Annotated in this window: 15 protein-coding genes; 12 read left to right on the forward strand and 3 right to left on the reverse strand. The window is 60.8% G+C overall.

Annotated elements, in window-relative coordinates; translation table 11 throughout:
* The first annotated feature begins 173 nt into the window (after positions 1–173).
* On the forward strand, positions 174–2,168 hold the full coding sequence (locus tag OK142_RS06820) for a putative bifunctional diguanylate cyclase/phosphodiesterase (protein WP_498681797.1): 1,995 nt from the start codon (positions 174–176) through the stop codon (positions 2,166–2,168).
* 36 nt (positions 2,169–2,204) lie between these two features.
* Here the strand turns inward: OK142_RS06820 and OK142_RS06825 are convergent, their stop codons facing one another.
* Both OK142_RS06825 and OK142_RS06830 read right to left on the reverse strand, forming a co-directional pair.
* On the reverse strand, positions 2,205–3,281 hold the full coding sequence (locus tag OK142_RS06825) for an Ldh family oxidoreductase (protein ID WP_498681799.1): 1,077 nt from the start codon (positions 3,279–3,281) through the stop codon (positions 2,205–2,207).
* 92 nt (positions 3,282–3,373) lie between these two features.
* Complete coding sequence (locus tag OK142_RS06830; protein WP_498681801.1) at positions 3,374–6,094, reverse strand: DNA translocase FtsK; 2,721 nt, start codon at positions 6,092–6,094, stop codon at positions 3,374–3,376.
* Positions 6,095–6,470: 376 nt separating this feature from the next.
* Between OK142_RS06830 and OK142_RS06835 the strand changes: the two genes are divergently transcribed.
* The 10 genes from OK142_RS06835 to OK142_RS06880 all read left to right on the forward strand — a co-directional run bounded on the left by OK142_RS06835 (position 6,471) and on the right by OK142_RS06880 (position 14,210).
* The gene (locus tag OK142_RS06835) at positions 6,471–8,081 is read left to right on the forward strand and encodes an ABC transporter substrate-binding protein (protein WP_498681803.1); all 1,611 of its coding nucleotides are present in this window, start codon (positions 6,471–6,473) and stop codon (positions 8,079–8,081) included.
* A 9-nt stretch (positions 8,082–8,090) separates the two neighbouring features.
* Positions 8,091–9,080: an ABC transporter permease gene (locus tag OK142_RS06840; RefSeq protein ID WP_498681805.1), complete on the forward strand. Its 990-nt coding sequence runs from the start codon at positions 8,091–8,093 to the stop codon at positions 9,078–9,080.
* Positions 9,077–9,907: an ABC transporter permease gene (locus tag OK142_RS06845; RefSeq protein ID WP_498681807.1), complete on the forward strand. Its 831-nt coding sequence runs from the start codon at positions 9,077–9,079 to the stop codon at positions 9,905–9,907. The genes OK142_RS06840 and OK142_RS06845 overlap by 4 nt, the downstream gene beginning before the upstream one ends.
* Positions 9,904–10,707 carry an ATP-binding cassette domain-containing protein gene (locus OK142_RS06850; protein ID WP_498681809.1) on the forward strand — a complete coding sequence of 268 codons (804 nt, stop codon included), beginning with the start codon at positions 9,904–9,906 and terminating at the stop codon, positions 10,705–10,707. Before OK142_RS06845 ends, OK142_RS06850 begins: the two co-directional genes overlap by 4 nt.
* Positions 10,704–11,489: an ABC transporter ATP-binding protein gene (locus tag OK142_RS06855; protein WP_498681811.1), complete on the forward strand. Its 786-nt coding sequence runs from the start codon at positions 10,704–10,706 to the stop codon at positions 11,487–11,489. The genes OK142_RS06850 and OK142_RS06855 overlap by 4 nt, the downstream gene beginning before the upstream one ends.
* Before the next feature lie 6 nt (positions 11,490–11,495).
* On the forward strand, positions 11,496–12,614 hold the full coding sequence (locus OK142_RS06860) for a pyridoxal-phosphate-dependent aminotransferase family protein (RefSeq protein ID WP_498681812.1): 1,119 nt from the start codon (positions 11,496–11,498) through the stop codon (positions 12,612–12,614).
* A gap of 164 nt (positions 12,615–12,778) precedes the next feature.
* Positions 12,779–12,967, forward strand: a complete 189-nt coding sequence (locus tag OK142_RS06865) for a hypothetical protein (protein WP_498681813.1) — start codon at positions 12,779–12,781, stop codon at positions 12,965–12,967.
* A 67-nt stretch (positions 12,968–13,034) separates the two neighbouring features.
* Positions 13,035–13,541 (forward strand): helix-turn-helix domain-containing protein, encoded by a 507-nt coding sequence (locus OK142_RS06870; protein WP_003500954.1) that lies wholly within the window; start codon positions 13,035–13,037, stop codon positions 13,539–13,541.
* Entirely contained in the window at positions 13,538–13,942 is a 405-nt protein-coding gene (locus OK142_RS06875; RefSeq protein WP_498681816.1) for a VOC family protein, read from the forward strand. Before OK142_RS06870 ends, OK142_RS06875 begins: the two co-directional genes overlap by 4 nt.
* 58 nt (positions 13,943–14,000) lie before the next feature.
* Positions 14,001–14,210: a hypothetical protein gene (locus OK142_RS06880; RefSeq protein ID WP_498682545.1), complete on the forward strand. Its 210-nt coding sequence runs from the start codon at positions 14,001–14,003 to the stop codon at positions 14,208–14,210.
* A 119-nt stretch (positions 14,211–14,329) separates the two neighbouring features.
* Here OK142_RS06880 and OK142_RS06885 read toward each other — a convergent pair whose 3' ends face one another.
* Positions 14,330–16,150, reverse strand: a complete 1,821-nt coding sequence (locus tag OK142_RS06885) for an IlvD/Edd family dehydratase (protein WP_313609607.1) — start codon at positions 16,148–16,150, stop codon at positions 14,330–14,332.
* A gap of 519 nt (positions 16,151–16,669) precedes the next feature.
* Between OK142_RS06885 and ytfQ the strand changes: the two genes are divergently transcribed.
* Positions 16,670–17,629, forward strand: coding sequence for a galactofuranose ABC transporter, galactofuranose-binding protein YtfQ (ytfQ, locus tag OK142_RS06890; protein WP_082185816.1), 960 nt, complete (start codon positions 16,670–16,672; stop codon positions 17,627–17,629).
* Positions 17,630–17,673: the final 44 nt, after the last annotated feature.

Genomic DNA, 17,673 nt, shown 5'->3' on the forward strand with positions numbered 1-17,673 from the left:
GATACGCGGTTTAGCGAAACTTAATGTTGCGAACGTATAATGCGTTCTTCCTTTCCATGTTTTCCGCACGCATTGGGAGAGATCGGCAGGAACCCGCACCGGGTGCGACAGCACACGGAAAAGTGGAATAAGCAGTTACTTGATAAAGTATACGCAACACTATGGGAAAGTGCATGAAGCACACATCGGGAGAGGTGAATGGACAGCAAGACTATCGGCGGCCGGACTCCCGGTTTTCTGATGAACTTCTTGCCCTTTACCAGCAGGAAGGTGAGCGCAGTCGCCGTGGTTCGATCAGACAGGGCCTGTGGACGGCTGTTTTCATCTATCTTCTGTTTGCCGTTACCGACATCATTCTGATACCTGACGTCGCTTTCTACACCATCATCGCCCGCGTACTCGTGGTCTTGTTCTCCCTGCTGACGCTGGAAATACAGCTGCGCATCAACGCCAGCACCGCAGCGCTTGACCTGACCTGCGCGACCGCGCTCGTCATGGGATATATCGGCTGGCTGGTGCCGTCGCTCTTGACCGACAATCTTGAAAACATGTCCTATTACATGGTTTTCGGGGCGATCTTCATGATGGGCGCCAATCTGTTTTTCACGTTCCGCTTCCATCTTTCGCTTGTGTCTTCAGGCATCATTCTCGTCACCTATTTCCTGGCCGTGACGCAATTTCCCGAAGACATCTTCTACAAGCTCGCTTTCGGCACCTTCTACATATCCTGCTTCGTCTTCACGTCCTACGTGAACTGGAACCTGAACCGGGAACGCTACCACGTCTTCCTCAATGCGCTGGAGGCCAAGGCCCAGCAGAAGGCGGCGGAAGAGCGGGGACAGGCGCTGTTGCGGCTTTCAAACACCGATTCCCTGACCGGCCTGCAGAACCGCCGCGCCATAGATCATCATCTGCGCCTGCTGTGGGACAATTGGAGCAAGAAGGAGGAAGGTTTTGCCGTTCTCCTCATCGATGTCGACTTCTTCAAGAAATACAATGACCGCTACGGCCACCAGGAAGGCGACAAGTGTCTGGTGACGGTGGGCAACGCCCTGCAGGACGCGATCATCGGCCATGGCGCTTCGATTGGCCGTTATGGCGGCGAGGAATTCATCGTGCTGGCGCCGTTCAGGTCCAAGCAGCAGGTGGGTGAGCTTGCCGAAACGATCCGGCACACCGTGGAAGACCTGTCGCTTGCGCATGACCAGCGCCGGGACGGCACCTTCATCGTCACCGTCAGCATTGGTGCGTCCTTCACCCGCCCCAATCCGGACGGCAAACTCGAAAAGATCATCAACGAGGCAGACCGGGCGCTTTATATCGCCAAGGGCAACGGCCGCAATTGCATGAAACTGTTCGACCCGGACGATCCGCAGACCAGCGACGAGACGGAGAACATCGCGGCACTGCTGAAAATCGCCGTGGCGGAAGACCTTGTTTCCCTCGTCTACCAGCCGATCCTGAATGTATCGACCAACGAAACGGTCGGGGCCGAGGCATTGATGCGGCTGCGGCTGCTCGACGGCAGCTTCGTCTCCCCAAATATCTTCATTCCGATCGCTGAGCGCACGGGAACGATCCTGGAACTGGGCCTCTGGACCATCAAGACCGTGTGCAAGCAGATTCTGGCCGATGACAAGGTTTCCGTCGTCAGCGTCAACGTGTCGCCGATGCAGTTGAAGAACCCCGGCTTTGCCACCTCGGTCGCCGCCATCCTCGTCGAAGCGGGAATTGCGGGCAACAGGCTAGCCTTCGAAATCACCGAAGGTCTGGACATGGAAATGCATTCGGATCTGCTGCGCTGCCTCAACGATTTGAAGACGCTCGGCATCAATATCTGGCTGGATGACTTCGGAACTGGTTTCGCCGGCCTTTCCTGGCTGCGCATGACGGATTTCGACACCGTCAAGATCGACCGCTCCTTCCTGCATGACAGCAAGACCCCGCGTGGCCGGGCGATGCTGCAGGACATGATCCGCCTCATCCGCAATCGCGGCCACAAGATCCTGATCGAAGGCGTGGAAACGGAAGAGCAGTTGAGGCTGATACGCCAGCTGGAGATCGACTACGCGCAGGGCTATTATCTCGGACGCCCCGTCGTTGCCGAGAGGTTGAGCCTGGCGGCTGCCCCCTATTCGCGTCCCAATATGATGCTTCGCCCTGCCTGAAAAAACGATGGCGACGGCAAGAAGCCGTCTCTCGGTTTAGTGATAGGCGGGCAGGCTGATCGAGAATTTTGCCGCGAGTTCGGAAAACGCCTGACGGGTGACGGGATCGACAGGCGCCCCCTCCCTTTCCCGTCTTGCCGCCACCGCCCATTCCCGATCACCCGGCGCCATGACCTTGCAATCTTCCCGGACGGGCGACCCCCGCAGCACTTCGAGATAACGCTTCATGCCCTCGTCGAACACCTCGCGTTCAAGGAAGGCTTCCGGCCTCAGCGCCAGAACGAAGGCCCCAAGCCCACGCGGCGTGGAAAAATCCGGGCCGGGCATGGGGGCGATATCGAAGCTGAGTTTCATGCCGGTAAGAACCGCACTGAAAATCTCCACCATTCCCGCCAGTGCAGCCCCCTTGAAGCCGAACTCGCCGCCAACTGGGGCAAGCATTTCAGCTGCATTGGGGTCGCGCGTATCGATACCGTCGCCGTCCGAGGCGACACCATCAGGCAATTGCTGCCCCAGGCTGCGGTAAAGCAGAACCCGGTTATAGGGTACCGCACTTGTGGCCATGTCCAGAAGCCAGGGCATGTCATCCACCGCCGGCACGCCGACGGCAATGGGGTTGGTGCCGTGGAAACGCATCGCGCCATCGTGTAGGCGCACGAAACTGTCGGAATTGCAGAAGGCAAGGCCGATAAAACCGTGCCGCGCCGCCTCCAGCGCATAAGCGCCGGCCGGACCGAAATGGGAAGAGTTCCTGATCGCCACCGCGCCGATGCCGAATTTTTCCGCGAGCGCCATGGCGTTATCCATGGCCGCATATGTCGCGCGGGCGCCATGGGCGTGATCGGCGTCGATCGTTTCCACCGCTCCAAAGCCGGAAACACGGCTGATCTGCGGCCGCGGGTTGAGACGCCCGCCTTCAAGCGCAGTAACGTAGTGAGCAAGCAGACGCACGCCGTGGCTGTCCACTCCCAGCCGCGTGCCGTGCATCATGGCGCGGGTCGCCGCATCGGCCGTTTCATCATCGGTACCAACGGCCAGAAAAACGGCGCGGCAAAAGCGCTCCAGCTCTTCCAGCCTTGCGAGAACCGTGACGTTTTCATTGCTATGCGACATGCAGGGAACCCTCCCGATTCCAGAATCCATGCCGCACAGGCTATTCATGGGGCGCGTTTTTGCAATCGAATATCGCGCCCCGGATGGATCAATCAGTCGTCGCTGCCCATGGCCTCATAGGCATCGCGCTCGCCGGCAATGATGGCGCGCTTGCCGACATGGTTGGCAGGCCCGACAATGCCTTCCTGCTCCATGCGCTCCACCAGCGAGGCGGCGCGGTTATAACCGACGGACAGACGGCGCTGGATATAGGAAGTCGAGCACTTCTTGTCGCGCATGACGACTTTTACGGCCTTTTCGTAGAGATCGTCGCTGTCGTCGTCACCCATCGACGTCTTGTCGAAGACCGCCGTTTCCTCTTCCGCCTCTTCGTCGGCCTCGTCGGCATCTTCCGTGACGGTGCCGAGATATTCCGGACGCCCTTGAGTCTTCAGATGCGCCACGACCTTTTCCACTTCCTCATCCGAAACGAACGGGCCGTGGACGCGGGCGATACGGCCGCCGCCCATCATGTGCAGCATGTCGCCCTGGCCGAGCAGATGCTCCGCGCCCTGTTCGCCAAGGATGGTGCGGCTGTCGATCTTCGACGTCACCTGGAAGGAGATGCGGGTCGGGAAGTTGGCCTTGATGGTGCCGGTGATGACATCGACGGACGGGCGCTGGGTGGCCATGATGAGATGGATGCCGGCGGCGCGCGCCATCTGCGCCAGGCGCTGGATCGCCCCTTCGATCTCCTTGCCCGCGACCATCATCAGGTCGGCCATCTCGTCGACGATGACGACGATATAAGGCATGGCCGTAAGGTCCATTTCCTCCTGCTCGTAGACAGCCTCGCCGGTGGCGCGGTCAAAACCTGTCTGCACGTTGCAGAACACGGTCTCGCCCTTGGCACGGGCGGCAGCCGCCCTTGCATTGTAACCGTCGATATTGCGCACGCCCAGACGCGACATCTTGCGATAGCGGTCTTCCATTTCGCGCACGGCCCATTTCAGCGCCATGACCGCCTTTTTCGGATCGGTGACGACAGGGGTCAGCAGGTGCGGAATACCGTCATAGACCGAAAGCTCGAGCATCTTGGGATCGACCATGATCAGGCGGCATTCCTCCGGCTTCAACCGGTAGAGCAGCGACAGGATCATGGTGTTGATGGCGACCGACTTGCCCGAACCGGTGGTGCCGGCAACGAGCAGATGCGGCATCTTCGCCAGTTCTGCAATCACCGGCTCGCCACCGATGGTCTTGCCAAGGCAAAGCGCGAGCTTCTGACGGGTTTCGCTGTAGTCAGTCGCTTCGATCAACTCACGCAGGTAAACCGTCTCGCGCACCGGGTTGGGCAGCTCGATGCCGATGACATTGCGGCCGGGCACGACGGCGACACGCGCCGAGAGCGCCGACATCGAGCGGGCGATATCGTCGGACAGGCCGATAACGCGCGAGGACTTCACACCGGGTGCGGGCTCGAACTCGTAAAGCGTCACGACGGGGCCGGGACGGACATCGATGATCTCGCCCTTGATGCCGAAATCCTCAAGCACGCTTTCGAGAAGCCCGGCGCTTTGTTCCAGCGCCTCCGGGGTCATTGTCGTGGTCTGCTGGATGCGAGCCTGCTGCAGAAGATCGATGGAGGGGTATTCATATTCGCCGTCGGCAAAGACCGGTGCTTCCCGGAACATTGGCTGCGAAGCCTGAATGGGCGCGCGGGGCGTAAAACGCGGCTCGGCCACAATTCTTTCCACCGGCTGAGCCTGCTCTACAGCCTTTTGCGGTTCCGCGACCACCGCCGCTTCCACGACCGGCTGCGGTGCGGTCTCCGGTTCGGCAATCTCAACCGCGGCCGGGACCACGGACTGACGTACGCCGATCTCGCGATAGAGCCGGATGGCGGAACCGCCGGGGACTCTGACAATGGGGGGCTCGGCCGAAAGCCGGATGGGGGCGGTTGCGGGCGATGCGGAGGTGACGACGGGCGCTGCAGCCACCGGCGCTGTCAGCACAGGATTTACCCGTACCTGACCTGCGAGCACGGCGCGCGCGGATGCGGAAACGCCCTCGCCGGCATCATCAGGCAGATCGAGCGTCATGACTTCCCAGAAAAGCTCGTCCGGCAGATGGGCGGCAAAAGCAGGAATGGAAGCCTGCGGCACGGCGACCTGCCCGGCATCGGCAAGCGACGCTTCGGGCAGCGGCTGAGCGAGTGTAGATATTGCCGGCATCGGCGTTGCAACGATCACGGTCGCATCTGCCTGAAGCGGCGTCAGGGCCGCAGCGGCAGCCTCTTCCGCCTGCTTGCGGGCAAGCTCCAGACGCAATTTGTAGGTCAGCGCTCTCGCACCCCGTGCGTCTGGCGGCTGCGGCAGAAACGGCATGCGCGGCGGCGGGAGGCGTCGTTCCGGCGACTTCACCACCGGTTGCTGCACAATCTCCTGCTGCGCGACGGCCTCCGGCTGCGCGACCGTTTCAGGCTCGGCAGATTCGGGAAGGACAGCAGCGGCGAGTTCTTCTTCAGGAATATGCGGCGTCTCGACCGGCATGCGCCGGCTAAAGGCGCTCTCGGGCGTACGGGTAAAACGGACATTCGGGCCAAGCACGAAAGCATTCTGCCAGCCCGGCATCTCAGCCCGACCCTCGATGGCGTCTGCGGCACTGACATCGGCATTCGGACGGGGGGCAACACCCGCCTTCATTGCCGCTGCCTGCTGACCGGCAACCTGGCTGCCGGCATCACGAGCCTTGTCGCTCCCCTCCCCTACGCTATTGGACGGATTCTGGAATCTGGATCGGGAGAAGCTCATGGCAGCGTGCACACTCATCATAAACGTACATATTTCGATCTTTTTGAAATAGAAAATAAAGGTTAATTACCCCTTTCCAAACGGGGCGGCGGAGGCAGATTTTCACCTCCTCCACAGGCGAAGCACGGCACATGGCGCTTGGGGAACTCTATCCCAAGCCTTTAATTTCATTGCGCTAAATCAGATTTTTGAGCAACGCCAGCCTGCAATCGAGACGGCGGGAGAAAAGAGGCTCGTCACTCTGAGGCATATTGTTTCCGCAAACGCGCACGCAACGTAAAATCATTGCTGTAAAGCCCACGAATTAACGTGGACACTGCCGAGGTTGCAGTCTTAAGATCGGGCAGGCCGCGGCCCTGCGGAAAGGCCCGCCCCGTCCTCATTCCGGAGTGAATTCATGTCGCCTGTCCACCTGTCCCGCCGCTCGCTTCTCAAGACCTCGCTCGCTCTTGCCGCAACCACCGGACTTGCCGGCATTGCCGCAGCACAGCAGGCGGCACCGGGTGGACGGCTGATCGTCGCGGCCGATTCCGAGCCCAAGAACCTCAACCCGGCCATCGTCGCCTCCAACGGCGTGTTTTACATCTCAAGCAAGATCGTCGAGCCACTTGCGGAAGCCTCCTTCAGCGGCAAGGACGGGCTGGAGCCCCGCCTTGCGACCGAATGGCAGGGATCGGATGATGGCCTGAGCGCCACCTTCAGGCTGCGCGAGGGCGTGACCTGGCATGACGGCAAGCCCTTCACTTCGGCGGACGTGGCCTTTTCGGCACTGTCGGTGTGGAAGCCGCTGCAAAATCTCGGCCGGCTGGTCTTTGCCAATCTTGAAAAAGTGGAGACGCCCGATGACCACACGGCCGTCTTCCGTTTCTCCAAGCCCACCCCATTCCAGCTCATCCGCAATGCGCTGCCGGTCGTTACCAGCGTCGTGCCGAAACATCTTTATGAAGGCACCGATATCGCCACCAACCCGGCCAATGCCAAACCGGTCGGCACCGGGCCTTTCGTTTTTGCGGAATACAAGCCCGGCGAATATTATCGCCTGACCCGCAACCCGAACTATTGGGACAAGGGTGAGCCGCAGCTTGAGGAAATCATCTATCGCGTCCTGCCCGACCGGGCGGGTGCCGCGTCTGCACTGGAAGCGGAAGAAATCCAGCTCGCCGCCTTTTCCGCCGTGCCGCTTGCCGATCTTGCCCGTATCGCCAAGGTTCCGGGCATCAAAGTGATTGCCGATGGCTACGAGGCGTTGACCTATCAGCTGGTGGTTGAAATCAACCATCGCCGCAAGGAGCTGGCCGATCTCAAGGTGAGAAAGGCCATCGCCCATGCCATCGACCGGAAATTCGTCATCGACAAGGTCTTCCTCGGTTATGCCACGGCATCCACCGGCCCGGTGCCGAAGAATGCACCGGAATTTTACACCGACGATGTCGAGACCTATGACTTCGACACCGCCAAGGCAAACGCCCTGCTGGACGAGGCGGGTTATGCACGCGGGCCCGACGGAAAGCGTTTCTCGCTGAAGCTGCTGCCCGCGCCCTACTTCAATGAAACCAAGCAGTTCGGCTCCTATCTTCGTCAGGCGTTGCAGGAAATCGGCATCGATGCCGAACTGGTCAATAATGACTCCGCCGCGCACCAGAAAGCCGTCTACACCGATCACGCCTTCGATCTCGCCGTTGCGCCGCCGGTCTTCCGTGGCGATCCGGCAATCTCGACCACCATTCTGGTCCGCTCCGGCATCCCCGCCGGCGTCGGTTTCTCCAATCAGGGCGGCTACGAGAACAAGGCGCTGGACGAATTGATCGACAAGGCGGCAGTGACGGTGGATGCGGCGGCCCGAACGGCGCTTTACAAGGATTTCCAGACACAGGTCGTCGCCGATCTGCCGCTGATCAATGTCGCCGAATGGGGGTTCATCACGGTGGCGCGCGATAAGGTCAAAAATGTCGCCAGCAATCCGCGCTGGGCCGTTTCCAACTGGGCCGATACCGCGGTCGATGCCTGAGGGAGCGCCGTGAGACGCGCGGCAACATTGCTGCGGAGAAGAGCGGTCAGCGCCATTCCGGTGCTGCTTATCGTTCTCATCTTCACCTTCATCCTGCTTGAAAACGCATCCGGTGACGCGGTCGATGCATATCTCGTCTCCATCGGCGGCGGCGATGCCGGGCTGCGGGACGCGCTGCGCGAGCAATATGGGCTGAATGGTTCGGTGCTGGCCCGTTTCTGGCTCTATGCCAGTTCGGTGCTGCGGCTGGATTTCGGCTGGTCGCTCGCCTTCGACCGGCCGGTGCTGGGGTTGATCCTCGAGCGTCTGCCGAACACGCTGCTGCTGATGGGCAGCGCCACCGCGCTCGCTTTCATCACCGGCACAGCGCTCGGCATCGTGGCGGGCGCGCGTCCGGGCGGGTTGACCGACCGTGTGCTTTCCGCGCTGTCACTGGCGCTTTACGCCACACCGGGCTTCTGGCTCGGCCTCGTGCTCGCCATCGTCTTTGCCGTGCAACTGAGATGGCTGCCGACGTCAGGCATCGAAACCATCGCCTCTGGAAAACAGGGCCTGGCAAGGGCGCTCGACATTGCGCGCCATCTCGTCCTGCCGGTTGCCAGTCTCGGGCTGATCTATCTGGCGCTTTTCCTGCGTGTCATGCGCACGGCCATGGCGGCGATCTGGCCACTGGATTTCGTGTTGTTCGCCAAGGCCAAGGGGCTTTCGAGACGTCGCATCGTGCTGCGCCATGTCGCCCGCAATGCCGCCCTGCCACTCATCACCGTGCTTGGCCTGCAAGCGGCCACCATGCTGGGCGGCAGCGTGGTGATCGAAAGCGTCTTTGCCATTCCCGGCTTTGGCCGGCTGGCGCAGGAAGCCGTCAGCGGCCGCGACACGCCGCTGTTGATGGGCATCATCCTGACGAGTGCCGTCTTCGTCATCCTCGTCAATCTTGCCGTCGATATTCTCTATTCCGTTCTCGATCCGCGCATCGGCAGCGGGGAGCAACAGGCATGAGTTTCGCTTCCCGACTCCTGCGCAGTTTCGAAGGCGTAACGGGCGTCATTATCCTGACGCTGCTTGCCGTGACGGCGCTTGCCGCGCCCCTCCTGTTTCCCGGCGATCCGCTCTCGATCGTCGGCGAGCCGCTCGTTGCGCCCTTCACGGACGCCGCCTTACCTCTCGGCACCGACCGGCTGGGCCGGGATGTGCTGGCTGAACTTGCCCACGGAGCACAGGCATCCCTGCTCGTCGGCATCGGCGCTGCCGCGGCCGCCCTCATGATCGGCACCGTCATCGGCACCATTGCGGGGTTTGCGGGTGGGCTTGTCGATGAAGCCCTGATGCGCGTTACCGACGCCTTCCAGATCGTGCCGAATTTTCTTCTGGCGCTCGCTTTCGTCAGCACCATCGGCCCTTCCATGCCCATCGTCATCCTTGCGATTGCGCTCGGCGCCTGGGCGGATCCGGCACGGCTGATGCGCGCGCAGGTTTTAAGCATCCGCGAGCGGGATTATGTGCAGTCCGCCCGCGCCATCGGCATGCATCCGCTGGAGATAGCCTTTCGGCAGATCCTGCCCAATGCCCTGCCGCCTGTTCTGGCGCTTGCCGCCATCATCGTCGCCGCCGCCATTCTCACCGAAGCGGCGCTGTCCTTCCTCGGTCTCGGCGATCCGAATATCGTCACCTGGGGCTCGATGATCGCCGAAGGACGCAACGTCCTGCGCTCGGCGGCGTTTCTCTCCGTCATCCCCGGCATCGGCCTTCTGGTGACCGTCATCGGCGTCTATCTTCTGGCGGAAGGCATCAACAAAGCGATGGCGACACGGAAGGACGCGCCATGAGCGGCAATGCACTCTGCCGGATCGACGATCTCAACGTTCGTTATGCAACGGTCGATGCACCGGCGCTGCAGGATGTTTCGCTGACGATCCGGCAGGGACAGAGGCTGGCGATCATCGGCGAAAGCGGTTCTGGAAAATCGACGCTCGCCAGGGCCATTGCCGGACTTCTGCCTGTGAACGCACGGGTTTCCGGCGATATTTCCTGGAGCCGCGACAGCGGCATTTTCACCGACAGGCCTCTGCCGGGACGCGATATCGGCACTATTTTTCAGGATACCGGCGCAACGCTGAACCCGGTTCTCACCATCGGCGAACAGGTGGCCGAAGGCGCGGTGCGACATCTCGGCCTCTCATGGCGCCAGGCACGGGATCTTGCCCGCGACCTTCTGGAGCGGGTGCGGTTGCCGCATCCCTCCCATCTTCTGACCGCCTATCCGCATCAGCTTTCCGGCGGGCAGAGACAGCGCGTGGCGATTGCCGCCGCCATTGCCGCGCATCCCGCAATCCTGATCGCCGACGAGGCGACGAGCGCGCTCGACACGGTAAGCCAGGCCGCCATCGCCGCGCTGCTGGATACGCTTGTGCGTGAAGAAGAAAGAACGCTGGTGTTCATCACCCACGATATCGGCCTTGCCTCCAGCCTTGCCGACGAGATCGCGGTACTGCGCGCAGGTCGGCTGGTGGAACACGGCACGACCCGGCGGGTGTTATCCGCGCCTGCGCATGACTATACGCGCGCGCTGCTCTCCGACTATCTCGACCTCTCCACACCGCCTCTTATCAATGAGGCACTGCCATGAATGAGGTTCTCCTCAGCGTCGAAGACCTCTCGAAAACCTACCGGACCGGCGGACGCACGGTGGAAGCGCTTTCCGATATCTCCTTTTCACTTCAGCCCGGCGAGACGCTGGGGCTTGCCGGCCCCTCCGGCTGCGGGAAATCGACGCTGGCGCGCATCCTGATGCGGTTGATCCCGGCCGATGGAGGCACCGTTCGTTTTAAGGATCGCGACTGGCTGGCGTTAAACGGCGCTGAACTGCGCACTGCCCGGCGGCACATGCAGATGGTGTTTCAGGATACCCATGGCGCGTTCAATCCACGCGCCAGCGTCGAGGACGCCATAGGCGAGCCGCTGCGTATCCACCGCATCGTCGAACGACGCGAGCGTCCGGCGGAAATCCGTCGCCTTCTCGACCGTGTCGGCCTGCCCGCCAATTATGCGGGCCGCTCGGTCTTCGAGCTTTCAGGCGGCCAGAGACAACGCGTGGCGATTGCCAGAGCCATAGCCCTCAAGCCTTCCCTTCTCATCCTTGACGAGGCCGTTTCGGCGCTGGATGTTTCCGTCCGCCGACAAATCCTCGAACTGCTGGTGGAAATACAGCGGGAGACGGCGGTCGCCTGTATCTTTGTTTCCCACGACCTCGCAGTCATCCGCGCCGTCTGCCACCGCGTCGCCATCATGGAGGCGGGGCGGATCGTCGAGATCGGCAGAACCGCAAATATCGTTTCCGCGCCGCAATCCTCGACTGCCCGAACCCTGATCGAGGCTGCGCCGCGGCTCACCATCACCACGCAAGGATAAGACGACATGCCCGCCCCGGATTACGCATTGCTTCTCGACCCGCCCGCCTTTCCTGCAGACCGTTACGCCGTCCTTGCCGACAGGCTGGCGGCCCTGATGGGCACGAAAAACGATGTGCTTCTGATACAGGCGGAAGCGGTGCTTGCGCTTGAAGCAGCAGCCACCAGCCTCGCACGGCCGGGTCTGAGAGCGCTCAATATCGTCACCAGCCCCTATGGCGCATGGTTCGGCGGCTGGCTGGAACGAGGCGGAGCGACGGTCCGCAACCTCACCGCCAGCCCCGCCAAACCGATCTCTCTTCAGGAGGTCGAGCGGGCGCTGGACGACGGAACCGGCTTTAATCTTCTCGCTATCGTCCATGCGGAATCGGCGAGTGGCATTCTCAATCCCCTGCCCGCCATCGCAGCACTCGCCAAAGACAGGGGCATCGTCACCGTGGTCGATGCCGTCGCTTCGATCGGCGGCCATGCCTTCGAGGCGGACCGGCTGGGGATTGATATCGCAGTCATCGGCCCGCAAAAGGCGCTGGCGGGTCCAGCCGGGGTCTCAGCCATCTCGGTCAGCCCAAAGGCGTGGGAGCTTCTGTCCCATGGCGCAGCGCCGGAAAACTCCATGCTCTCGCTTCTCGACCAGAAGAAACTCTGGCTCGATACCGGCCGCGGCGCGCTTCCCGGAACGCCGGCCCCACTGGAATTCTTCGCCCTTGAGGCGGCACTGGACAGGATCGAGGCGGAAGGTCTCGCATCCGCCAATCAACGCCATAAGCGGGCTGCAGCCGCCGCGCGCGCCGGCATCAAGGCGCTTGGCATAACAACATGGGTGGAAGAGACACATGCTTCCGCACTGGTTTCCACGGCAATATTGCCGGATACCGTCGAGGCCGGGGCGTTTCTCTCGGCCGCCTCCAGCCAACAGGGCGCCGATATTTCCGGCGGTGTCGGCCCCGGGGCGGAAAGGCTGATAAGGCTCAACCACACCGGCAGGCGCGCCAATCCGGATGCGGTAAAAGCCAATATCGCCGCCGTTTCCAGCGCGCTGAAAAGCCTCGGCCATGCCACAGACACTGATTCCGCACTGGAAGCGGCCGAAAAAAGCTATTCTGAAGCCTCCAAGGGTGCTCTGTAATCGCACAGATAAACGATCATTGCGCGAAATCCGGCACCGGCGGAACGCCGATCACGCTATTGTTGTTAAAAATGGTAGACAAATTCCCCGGCCAATCTTGACGAAATCGTGGCAACGCGCGAAACTTAACGCTACGTTAACTCGCGTGAAGAAGGGAAACGGCCATGGTAGCAGGGTTCAACATGCTCTCCTTTGACCTCTTTGGCATCGGCCGAAGGATGCCCGTCGTTAACGAGCGGGTGGAGACCGATTTTCAGGACAAGACTCCGCGCAGACCGGATGACGAACAGCACGATGACGACCGCGACCAGGAATATGAACTGTTCTTTTGGTCGCTTTATCCGGTGATTTGAGCGTCGAACGGCGGCCGACAGGGCATCAACCTTGTCAAGGGCCGCCGGTTCATTCAATGATTGGCGCATGCGCCGGTCCGGAAATGACAAAAACTCTGCAAACAGAGACCTGAAACTGCTGCGCCGACTTCTGCGCGCACGAGATCATATGGACGCCGCACCCCATGAGGCCTGGCCTGTTTCACGCCTTGCGCGCGTCAGTGGCGCCTCGCAGGCTCATTTTGCGCGATCGTTTCGCGATGCTTTCGGCATACCCCCTCACCGCTATCTGTTGACCCGCCGGGTCGAGCGTGCCGTTGCGCTGTTGCGCGACACGGACCTTCCGATCATCGAAATCGCCTTGCAGACCGGCTGGAACAGCATCGGTACGTTCGGCCGCGTTTTCCGTGATGTGACCGGGGAAAATCCCAGTGAATTGCGGCGGCGGATGCGGGCTTTGCCGGCAGATCTTGAGCAGGTTCCGCATTGTTTCGTCAGCGCCGCCCATCGCCCCCACCTCACAATCGCAGTTTCGGAGAAGCGCCGACAGACGGAAAGCGGTAGGTACGACGGGCCAAAGGGAGATAGCTCATGAAAAATGGTGTTCAAGTCGTCGGGCTTTACGTTCATGACCAGGACGAAGCGCTGCAATTTTATGTCGAGAAAGTCGGATTTCGGGTGCACACGGACGCACGCAACGGCGATTACCGCTGGCTGACCGTTCAGCACCCGGACCAGCCGGATTTTCAACTGGGCCTGTTTCGGCCGCAGGCGCCGACCGTTGACGAGGCGACGGCGCAAAATCTGAACGAAGCCGTGGCCAAAGGTGCGATGCCACCGCTGGTTCTGGTGGTCGAGGATTGTCAGACAGCCTTTGACGCCATGCGCAAACGCGGTGTCGAATTCACCCAGGAACCGATCACCCGCTACGGCTCGGTGGATGCAAGCTTCCGCGATCCTTCCGGCAATGGCTGGAAGCTCGTGCAGGCGCGTTGAGACGCGCCCATGTGCCACATTCCATCCTGGATGATTTTTCGCGGAGGCGAGTTTGATCTTGAGACACTGGATACGACAGGGCCATCGCTGGCTGGGGATTCTGCTGACCGTCACCATTCTGGCGAATTTTGGCTCAATGGCATTAGGTCCCACGCCGCTGGTGATCGTTTATGCGCCGCTGCTTCCGCTGACGTTGCTGATTTTCAGCGGGCTTTACATGTTCTTTCAGCCCTATCTGGGAAATCAGCTGAGCCAACCGAAGGACTAATCGTACCTCGATTCCGGTAGTTCTGAATTCCGGGCGCTCAATCGAAGATAAAAAATGTCAGCCCCGGGATGAAACCCGGGGCTGATGTAAAAAAGAGGTCGGCCAAAGCAACCTTACCGTTAGTGGTTGTCGCGCGGCAGGCCCTTGGTCTGGGCGATGCGCTGATATTTGACGGCCGGTTCCAGAACCGCGCCGGTCTCCATCTGGCTGACGATGCCGCGCTGGATTTCCTGCCAGGGCGTCTGGTGGTCGGGGAACTTGTAACCGCCCTCGGCCGACAGCGCCTCGTAACGCTTGGCCAGTTCCTCACCGGAAATCAGGATATCGGCCTTGCCGCGCCCCACGTCGATGCGGACGCGGTCGCCCGTCTGCAGGATGGCGAGACCGCCGCCTGCCGCCGCTTCCGGGGAAGCGTTGAGGATGGACGGGCTGCCCGACGTGCCGGACTGACGGCCATCGCCGATGCAGGGCAGCGAATTGACGCCTTCTTTCAGAAGATAATCCGGTGCGCGCATGTTCACCACTTCCGCCGCACCCGGATAACCGATCGGACCGGCACCGCGCATGAACAGGATGGTGTTGGCGTCGATCTTCAGCGACGGATCGTCGATGCGGTGGTGGTAATCCTCCGGACCGTCAAACACCACGGCACGGCCTTCGAAGGCTTCCGGATCATTCGGGTTGGAGAGGTAACGGTTGCGGAATTCTTCCGAGATCACGCTCGTCTTCATGATGGCGGAGGAGAACAGGTTGCCGCGCAGGACGCGGAAACCGGCGCGCTCCTTGAGCGGCTGCTCATAGGGACGGATAACCTTCTCATCCTCGATGATGGCGCCACGGCAATTGTCACCGATGGTCTTGCCGTTGACGGTCATGGCGTCTTCCATGATGAGCCCCTGGGTCATCAGCTGGTTGACGACAGCCGGAACGCCGCCGGCGTGGTAATAGTCTTCGCCGAGATATTCGCCGGCCGGCTGCAGGTTGACGAGCAAAGGCACGTCTTCGCCATAGGTCTGCCAGTCATCCACCGTCAGCTCGACGCCGACATGGCGGGCAAGGCCGTTCAGATGGATCGGCGCGTTGGTGGAGCCGCCAATGGCCGAATTGACGCGGATGGCGTTGATGAAGGCGTCCTTGGTCATGATGTCGGAAGGCTTGAGGTCTTCCCTGACCATTTCAACGATGCGCAGACCGGTGAGGTAGGACACTTCCTGACGATCGCGGTAGGGTGCCGGAATGGCGGCAGAACCCGGAAGCTGCATGCCCAGCGCTTCGGCAAGCGAGTTCATGGTCGTCGCGGTGCCCATGGTGTTGCAATAACCGGTCGAGGGGGCCGACGAAGCCACGAGCTTGACGAAGCCCTGATAATCGATCTCGCCCTTGGCCAGCAGTTCGCGCGCCTTCCAGACGATGGTGCCGGAGCCGGTGCGTTCGCCACGGAACCAGCCGTTCAGCATGGGGCCGACGGAAAGGGCGATGGCCGGAATGTTGACGGTGGCCGCCGCCATAAGACAGGCAGGCGTGGTCTTGTCACAGCCGATGGTCAGAACGACGCCATCGAGCGGATAGCCATAAAGCACTTCCACGAGGCCGAGGTAAGCAAGGTTACGGTCGAGGCCGGCGGTCGGGCGCTTGCCGGTTTCCTGGATCGGATGGACCGGAAATTCAATCGCGATGCCGCCGGCTTCACGAATGCCTTCACGCAGGCGGTTCGCCAGCTCCAGATGGTGGCGGTTGCAGGGCGAAAGGTCCGAGCCGGTCTGCGCAATGCCGATGATCGGGCGATCGGACTGAAGCTCGGCCTGGCTGAGACCGAAGTTCATGTAACGCTCGAGGTAAAGCGCGGTCATGTCCGCATTGGCGGGGTTGTCGAACCACGCGCGCGAACGAAGCTTGCTTCCCGTGCCTTGGGTTGCGGGCAGATTGTCGGATTTAGTCATGATGCGGGTCTCCAGCCGGAAGTGGCCAACGGTAAAATATTACGAAATGCGACAAGCTTATGTTGTGCGCAAGGAAAATGGAATCAGCTTCTGGGGATCACGCATAACCGACAGAGCAGGTCCAGACGAGTGGATTTGGACTGTTCGTCAGCCATAGCCGAATATTTTTCGGTGTTTACGACCATGCCGGCGCTGCTCAACGGCCTCTTCCTCCCTGCTTTACCGGATTGCAGCCGGCCCGTGGCCCGGCACTCCGTCACAAGCTGAATTTCTATTTATATTACTATTTGATGCTGCCGTGACCTGTCAAGCTGGATCGAGGCGCGTCGGCGGCGCATTTTCGAACCTGAATCAGCCGGAAAATAGACACACAACCCGTTGATTCATCGTATTTTATGACAAAATACCGACAAAACCGACATGACGTTAATTACGAAACTGCTAAAAAACCCCTTTTCAAGAGTATTACTATATGCTCATACTGCCGCGTCACGCTGACATCATCTCTGGGAGGATAAGATGAGAAAAGCTCTTGCGGCATTCACTGTCGCCGTCTCCGCATGCCTTGCATCCAGTGTTTCCGCGCAATCGCTCACCGTTGGCTTCTCGCAGATCGGCTCTGAATCCGGATGGCGTGCGGCTGAGACAACCGTCACCAAACAGCAGGCCGAAAAGCGCGGTGTCACGCTGAAATTCGCCGACGCCCAGCAAAAGCAGGAAAACCAGATCAAGGCCGTTCGCGGCTTCATCGCGCAGGGCGTCGATGCGATCCTGATCGCCCCTGTCGTCGCAACCGGCTGGGACGCCGTTTTGAAGGAAGCCAAGGAAGAAAAAATCCCCGTCATCCTGCTCGATCGCCAGATCGAAGCGCCGGACGATCTTTATCTGACCGCCGTCACTTCCGATCAGGTGCACGAAGGCAAGGTTGCCGGCGATTGGCTGGTCAAGGATGTCGGCTCCAAGGATTGCAAGGTCGTCGAATTGCAGGGCACGACAGGCTCTTCGCCCGCCATCAACCGCAAGAAGGGCTTCGAGGATGCCATTGCATCCCATGCCAACATCAAGATCGTGCGCTCGCAGACGGGTGACTTCACCCGCACCAAGGGCAAGGAAGTGATGGAAAGCTTCATCAAGGCCGAGGGCGGCGGCAAGGATATCTGTGCTGTCTATGCCCATAATGACGACATGGCCGTCGGTGCCATCCAGGCGATAAAGGAAGCCGGCCTGAAGCCCGGAACCGACATCAAGATCGTCTCCATCGACGCGGTGCCTGACATTTTCAAGGCCATGGCGGATGGCGAGGCCAATGCGACGGTGGAACTGACGCCAGATATGGCCGGCCCCGCCTTCGACGCGCTTGAAGCCTACCTGAAAGACAAAAAGGAGCCGGCGAAGTGGATTCAGACCGAATCCAAGCTCTACACGGCATCCGACGACCCGATGAAGGTCTACGAGGCGAAGAAGGGCCTGGGGTACTGAGCCATGTCTTCGGAGGAACGGCGCGTCGTTCGCGCCGTTTCTTT

Origin of the sequence: Agrobacterium sp. BT-220-3 (genome assembly GCF_025910175.1) — a bacterium.
GTDB classification, from domain to species: Bacteria; Pseudomonadota; Alphaproteobacteria; order Rhizobiales; family Rhizobiaceae; genus Agrobacterium; species Agrobacterium oryzihabitans.

Coding starts and splice junctions, on each gene's coding strand:
- OK142_RS06820 (WP_498681797.1), top strand. CDS start 174: ATGAAGCACACATCGGGAGAGGTGAATGGACAGCAAGACTATCGGCGG.
- OK142_RS06825 (WP_498681799.1), bottom strand. CDS start 3,281: ATGTCGCATAGCAATGAAAACGTCACGGTTCTCGCAAGGCTGGAAGAG.
- OK142_RS06830 (WP_498681801.1), bottom strand. CDS start 6,094: ATGATGAGTGTGCACGCTGCCATGAGCTTCTCCCGATCCAGATTCCAG.
- OK142_RS06835 (WP_498681803.1), top strand. CDS start 6,471: ATGTCGCCTGTCCACCTGTCCCGCCGCTCGCTTCTCAAGACCTCGCTC.
- OK142_RS06845 (WP_498681807.1), top strand. CDS start 9,077: ATGAGTTTCGCTTCCCGACTCCTGCGCAGTTTCGAAGGCGTAACGGGC.
- OK142_RS06850 (WP_498681809.1), top strand. CDS start 9,904: ATGAGCGGCAATGCACTCTGCCGGATCGACGATCTCAACGTTCGTTAT.
- OK142_RS06855 (WP_498681811.1), top strand. CDS start 10,704: ATGAATGAGGTTCTCCTCAGCGTCGAAGACCTCTCGAAAACCTACCGG.
- OK142_RS06860 (WP_498681812.1), top strand. CDS start 11,496: ATGCCCGCCCCGGATTACGCATTGCTTCTCGACCCGCCCGCCTTTCCT.
- OK142_RS06865 (WP_498681813.1), top strand. CDS start 12,779: ATGGTAGCAGGGTTCAACATGCTCTCCTTTGACCTCTTTGGCATCGGC.
- OK142_RS06870 (WP_003500954.1), top strand. CDS start 13,035: ATGCGCCGGTCCGGAAATGACAAAAACTCTGCAAACAGAGACCTGAAA.
- OK142_RS06875 (WP_498681816.1), top strand. CDS start 13,538: ATGAAAAATGGTGTTCAAGTCGTCGGGCTTTACGTTCATGACCAGGAC.
- OK142_RS06885 (WP_313609607.1), bottom strand. CDS start 16,150: ATGACTAAATCCGACAATCTGCCCGCAACCCAAGGCACGGGAAGCAAG.
- ytfQ (WP_082185816.1), top strand. CDS start 16,670: ATGAGAAAAGCTCTTGCGGCATTCACTGTCGCCGTCTCCGCATGCCTT.